This is a genomic window from uncultured Microscilla sp. (genome assembly GCF_947493425.1).
Taxonomy (GTDB): domain Bacteria; phylum Bacteroidota; class Bacteroidia; order Cytophagales; family Microscillaceae; genus Microscilla.
Genome location: NZ_CANLRP010000287.1, coordinates 1 through 5,720 on the forward strand (window position 1 = coordinate 1; position 5,720 = coordinate 5,720).

Annotated in this window: 4 protein-coding genes and 1 tRNA gene; 3 read left to right on the plus strand and 2 right to left on the minus strand. The window is 39.0% G+C overall.

Annotation, left to right across the window (positions count from 1 at the left end; all coding sequences use genetic code 11):
- Position 1 precedes the first annotated feature (1 nt).
- Positions 2-70, plus strand: a tRNA-Met gene (locus Q0954_RS32470).
- A gap of 109 nt (positions 71-179) precedes the next feature.
- Here Q0954_RS32470 and Q0954_RS32475 read toward each other — a convergent pair.
- On the minus strand, positions 180-1,343 hold the full coding sequence (locus tag Q0954_RS32475) for a hypothetical protein (protein ID WP_299465705.1): 1,164 nt from the start codon (positions 1,341-1,343) through the stop codon (positions 180-182).
- A 153-nt stretch (positions 1,344-1,496) separates the two neighbouring features.
- Here Q0954_RS32475 and Q0954_RS32480 point away from each other — a divergent pair, with 153 nt between their 5' ends.
- Both Q0954_RS32480 and Q0954_RS32485 read left to right on the plus strand, forming a co-directional pair.
- A complete protein-coding gene (locus tag Q0954_RS32480) occupies positions 1,497-2,957 on the plus strand; it encodes an ISKra4 family transposase (protein ID WP_299465708.1) in 1,461 nt (486 codons plus the stop codon).
- Between the two features lie 286 nt (positions 2,958-3,243).
- Positions 3,244-3,975, plus strand: coding sequence for an SGNH/GDSL hydrolase family protein (locus Q0954_RS32485; RefSeq protein ID WP_299465711.1), 732 nt, complete (start codon positions 3,244-3,246; stop codon positions 3,973-3,975).
- Between the two features lie 51 nt (positions 3,976-4,026).
- On the opposite strand, the gene Q0954_RS32490 is transcribed toward Q0954_RS32485, so the two are convergent.
- Positions 4,027-5,211, minus strand: coding sequence for a hypothetical protein (locus Q0954_RS32490; protein ID WP_299465714.1), 1,185 nt, complete (start codon positions 5,209-5,211; stop codon positions 4,027-4,029).
- Positions 5,212-5,720: the final 509 nt, after the last annotated feature.

The following is a 5,720-nucleotide window of genomic DNA, read 5'->3' on the forward strand; positions in this document are numbered from 1 at the left end:
CTATAGCTCAGTTGGTTAGAGCACCTGACTCATAATCAGGTGGTCCCTGGTTCGAGCCCAGGTGGGTCCACTAAAAAACCGCCATCGGAAGAATTTCTGATGGCGGTTTTTTTTGTAATTCTTGATGTATCGTTGAGGGTTTCTTTTCGGTAATCATTTTGTACAAACCCTCCTGCCAATTATTTTATACCATAAAACACAGGGCTTTTTTTAGGTGGCTTACTATTATCGGTAAAATGAATGCCTGTGGTCATCATTAGCTTACCACTTACCAGTATTTGCCCTTGCCAATATCCTATACATTTTCCTCCCCTTACTTTTTTACCTTCTCCTAAGGTAATGGTAGTGGTGTTTTCGGTAGACCACTGTTTTGTTTCCGATTTAATGGACACTCCTCCATAGGAGGCACTCAGTTCTAAATGTTTTTTTGCCACCAACGACGCCAGCCCTGATGACTCAATACTCATGGTAGCAGATACAGACCAATTATGCTCGATAGAAGAAGTAGCCTCTTTTACAAACCCCACCGTAATACTTTGTTCGTGTTTGGGTGCAGCCACTGAAGAGTTCGGGTTTTTACTGTCATTACAAAAAGGAAAAGCACTACTCACACTTTTCCATACCACAGAGGTTCCTCCATTTTTTTTGGCAGTGAGTCCACCAACTAAAAAGTTTCTTACGCCAATATTAGGCGCTGATACGGTAGAAGACAATTTGGGTCTCATATTACTTAATATACTAGCAGTAGCTCTATAAATTAAAGGGCCACGTTCTTTAGTGTTTTTTAATATATATATATACTTTTTTCTTCCCCAAAATGCTACAACATCGCTTTGCAACTCTTTGGGAAGTACTCCCTCGTTCAAAGTCTTTGTAGAAGACAAGCTTTTGAAAACATAATATTTCAAACCCTTGATTACATACACGACCTTGCCCATTTCTTCTGTACTTAGGGCAAAGTAATGGTCACCATTTTTTGCCAAAGGTGAACCTATCTCTTTAACTTTACCCTTTGCATCGCCAAAGTTCTCATGTGTTGAATAGGTATTCTCCCAGACTGCACAGCGTTTACTATCTTCGCCTTTTTTATTTGTGTATCCAACATAGTGTTTGGCATTGCCCAAAGCTTCATTTAAAGGGAATATCTCGCTCTTGGTGGTGTTTGAACCACCCAGTTTTTTTGCCCTCAGAAAACACCCCAAGTCAGTCCGTACTACATAAACATATTTTCTGGTAGAAAAAATATCATAGCCTTTATAATGTGGTTTCAGTTTGCTTTGACCAAATGTGGCAAACGAAATGAGCAGCATGCAAGCAAAGAATGTTAATAGATGCTTTTTCATTGTATCAATTTATTTAATTGAGTGTATAACAAATGACAGGATGGTCATATATAATATCTGAATGAGCTTGAATTTAACAGAAAATAAAAGTAGAGAGTAGAAGTTCTAAAAACTTCTTAGCTTTAAGTGACCAAACAAAAAACCCTCTCTACCATGATAAAAGAACATAAATTGTCCACCATTCGCAAAAGATTAGACGATATATTGGAAGATTTAAACCAAAGTTCAAAATCGGGCACACCTTTACACAAGGTGGAACGTCGCATTTTGACTGATTTATTAAGCTTGGGTTTGCTGTTGCTAAAGTATTATGTTGATTTGTGTTTGTCTGTAGTGGAAGAAAAGAAAGTGGTTGGGCTGATTTGTAAAGGGAAGACCACTCGTCGCTATTTGAGTGTATTTGGCGAGTTATCTCTCACTCGCTCTCAATATTACCATAAGGCAATGGGGAGTTACTACCCTTTAGACGCTTATTTAGGCTTGCCTTCAGGCAAGTATTCCTACTTACTGGAGGATTTATTAAGTTACGGATCAACTGAAATGGACTTTGCACAAAGCAGTAGCTACTTAAACCGAATACTGGGTCATAATTTTACAGGTATGCAAAGCAAGCGTTGCTCTGCCCGTGTCTCGTCGGAGGTAGAGACATTTTATGATACTGTTACTCCGGAACAGGTAGCTATTGGCAAACATTTAAGTGTTGGCTTTGACGGAAAAGGTGTTCCGATGATTTTATCCGAATTGGGTAAAACTAGTGATAGTTCAGCCATACGTTTATCGAAGGGTCAAAAGCGAGGAAGTAAAAAAGAGGCAACAGTTAGTCTGAGTAGTTCATTTACTCCAAAGAGTCGTAGCCCTGAACAAATTATTGATGGTTTGTTCAGGAACAAAGCAGAGAAGGGTGGCGCAAAAAAGGTAACACCTGCTCAGCAGAAGAAGCATTGCTGGCATGAAGACCAGCATCTACGGGCATTTTTGTCAAACAAGCCCAAAGCCATTCATTATGGTCTAAATGAACTTTTGGATAGAGATGCTCAAAGAAATGTACCAATAGTGGTGCTTATAGATGGAGACAGAGCACTGAAAAACCAAGTAACAGCCCAAGCTAAAATACTGGAAGTGGATCACCGAATAGAGGCTTATATTTTGGATTTTATCCATTTACTCGAATATGTTTGGAAAGTTGCCAATGTCTATTTGGGAGAAAAACATCTGGAACGAGCCCAGTGGGTAGAAGCACAAGCGTTGCTTTTACTCAACAGCAAACATATACAGGTGTTGGAAGGATGGAAAAATATCCGTACAACAAATAGTTTTACAAAATATCAGCTTGAAAAACTTGACCAGGCAATTACTTATTTAACCAACAAAGAGGAAATGATTGATTACAAAACGTATCTCAGCAAAGGTTTTCCTATTACTACTGGGGCGGTTGAAAGCGCGTGTGGACACTTTGTCAAGAGTCGTATGGAAAGAAATGCTATGCATTGGGGATTTAAGGGAGCACAAAGTCTACTTGATATTAGGGCAGTAAGGAAGAACCAAGATTGGGATGAATACATGAAGTTCTTTGTTGAACAGGATCAAAAACAGATTTATCAAAAAACGGCATAAATATGATATGCCGTTAATATGTTATACACTCTATTTAATTAAAATTAAAATAAGTCCGTACTTTAAAAGTAGATAGTTTCAGGTCGATTAACCTAAATGCTTGTAGTCTAATTTAGACAATTTGGCTTTGTAAACCTAACCTATACTTGACTTACTCAAACTTAAAAAATACAACTTCCATCCCTCCCCCCACAACTCACCGAAAAAAATAATCAGTTCAGCGATTTTTAGGTGAATAAAGTCCTATAGATCATTATTTTGTGGCGCAAATCAATTATCAAATTGTATGAAAAAATTGCCTTGGCTACTTGTATTAGTAATTAGCTGTGTTGCCTACACCAAACCAGTGCCTTGCTTTGGAGCAAACAAACTTATGAGTGCTGCTCCCCTAAAAATACTGTTTGTGGGCAATAGCCTGACTTATACCAATGATTTACCTAGTATTTTGAAATATATCATGGGGAAGTTTGGCAAATCGGCGACAATGATTTCGCTTTGTAAGCCCAACTACGCCCTCGAAGATCACTGGAACGAAGGGAAAGTACAGGCATTGATCAAAAAAAGGGGCATTCAATATGTCATTGTCCAACAAGGGCCTTCGTCTCAAAAGTATGGCAGACAGTCGTTGGTAGAATATGGTCAAAAGTTGAAAAGAATTTGCGATGAGGCGGGCGCTTCGCTGGGTTTTTATATGGTGTGGCCAGCCAAATGGTATTACCATACCTTTGATGGGGTCATTGCTAACTATAGCCATGCTGCCCAGGTCAATCAGGCATTGCTTTTTCCGGTAGGGGTGATTTGGAAGGCTTATCAGAAAAGGTATAAAAAAGTAAAGTTGTATGGAACTGACAATTTTCACCCTTCAAGGGCGGGTAGTTTTTTGGCGGCGTTGACTATTTTCCATAAGTTACATCCAAGCAAAAACCTCCAACATATAAAAATTAAAGACTATAAGCAATGGATTGACAATCGTGCTTCTTTTAATACAATGGTTAAGCTAGTAGTTGACCTAGAGTAAAATTGTTTTTCTTAGCCCAGGTCAGTGGTGTACCGAACTGGGCTAATATAATTACTTTACATTAAAAAAAGCAGGTTCTTCTTCCGGAGGGCTTTTAGTATCTGTAAAATAAATTCCTGTAGTCATTATCAATTTATTATTGATAAACATCTGGCCTTGCCAATAGCCAATACACTGCCCACCTTTTACCAGCTTGCCTTCATCAAGGTTAACAGTGGTGGTATTTTGGGTTGACCATTCTTTTGATTTTGTTTTTACTGAGGCACCACCATAGGTAGTTGACAATTCGGCATGGGCTGAGGCGACCAATGCTCCTAACCCACCTGTTTCCATACCTACGGTAGCGGTTATCGACCAGTTTTTTTCAATCGAGGAGGTAGACCCTTTGACAAACCCTACTGTAATGGTCTCTGACACTTTTGGCGCAGCAACTTCACTGCTTTGGTTTGAGCTTGTATTGCAAAACGGAAACGCACCACTTATGCTTTTCCAAACAACAGAAGTTTTTCCCCCTTGTTCGGCAGTAAGCCCACCAATCAGAAATTTTCTCACTCCATCGTTGGGTGCAGATACTACAGTAGAGAAAGGTTTACGCAAATCTGAAGTTCTGTAAATTAAGGGACCAAACTCAGTGTTTTTTAACACATAAATGAACTTACTTCGCCCCCAGATCGCCACAATCTCATCTTTGTTGGTAGAGTCGGTTTGTAATTCTTTGGGTAATGCGACTCCATCAAACCCTTTCTCAGGTTTTTTGTCCTTTAGGCTTTTAAACCTATAAAATTTATTGCCCTTGATAACATAAATTCTTCTGGGCTTATTGCCTTTTCGTACTCCCACCGCAAAATAGTGATCGCCATCTTGGGCTTCTTCTGAACCTATGTCTTTAAATTGTCCTTTTGTTCTGCCAAAATTTCTGTATGTTGAATACATAGTGCCCCGAACCACACAACGAGTTCCTTTGAGTTTTCCGTCCGATATTCTGTTCAACCCAAAATATCCTATGCCACTAGACAATGCTTCATTCAATGGAAATATCTCACTTTTTGTAGTACTGGCTCCATCCAGACGTCTTGCCCTTAGAAAATAGCCAATATCGGAACGTACCACGTAGACATAACTCCCCGCAGAAAAAATATCATAGCCCTTATATTTCGGTTTTAGTTTGCTTTGACCAAAAGCAGTAAATGATGCTAATAATGTGCACGCAAATATTACAAACAAATGTTTCTTCATTGTTTTAAAGTTTTAGAGTGAGATAGTTCGTATGAAAAGAGATAATAGTTTTGGGTACTATAACCTGGATGGTTATCTGACCAGCTTGTCTAATTTAGATAATTTAGCTTTATAAAACTAAATAAAACTATCAAAATAACCTGAACCATTTGCCCCATCCTCCAACTCCATACTTCCCCGATACATCAGGATTTTCACCTTGAAAAAATGGGTCTATAGCGCCCACAGGGGCAAGTCCTTAGATACCGATATATATCGTACACCCTGTTTAACTTTGTTGAACTCATCACAGCAAGCGGCTGTAGATTCGGTTCACAGGTCATCCTACTGTACATGGTTTTACAAGGGAGTGATAACTCCCTTCATTTTCATCCAACAAGGAGGTTTACGTTTTTTGATTAGTTCTTTTACAAACCCCCAAAAAATCCAAACATTTACAGCAACTCTTTCTAGGTAGGGTAGCCCTTTTCTAAAAGTAGAAGCGTAAGCATGGATAGAACCATCTGCAT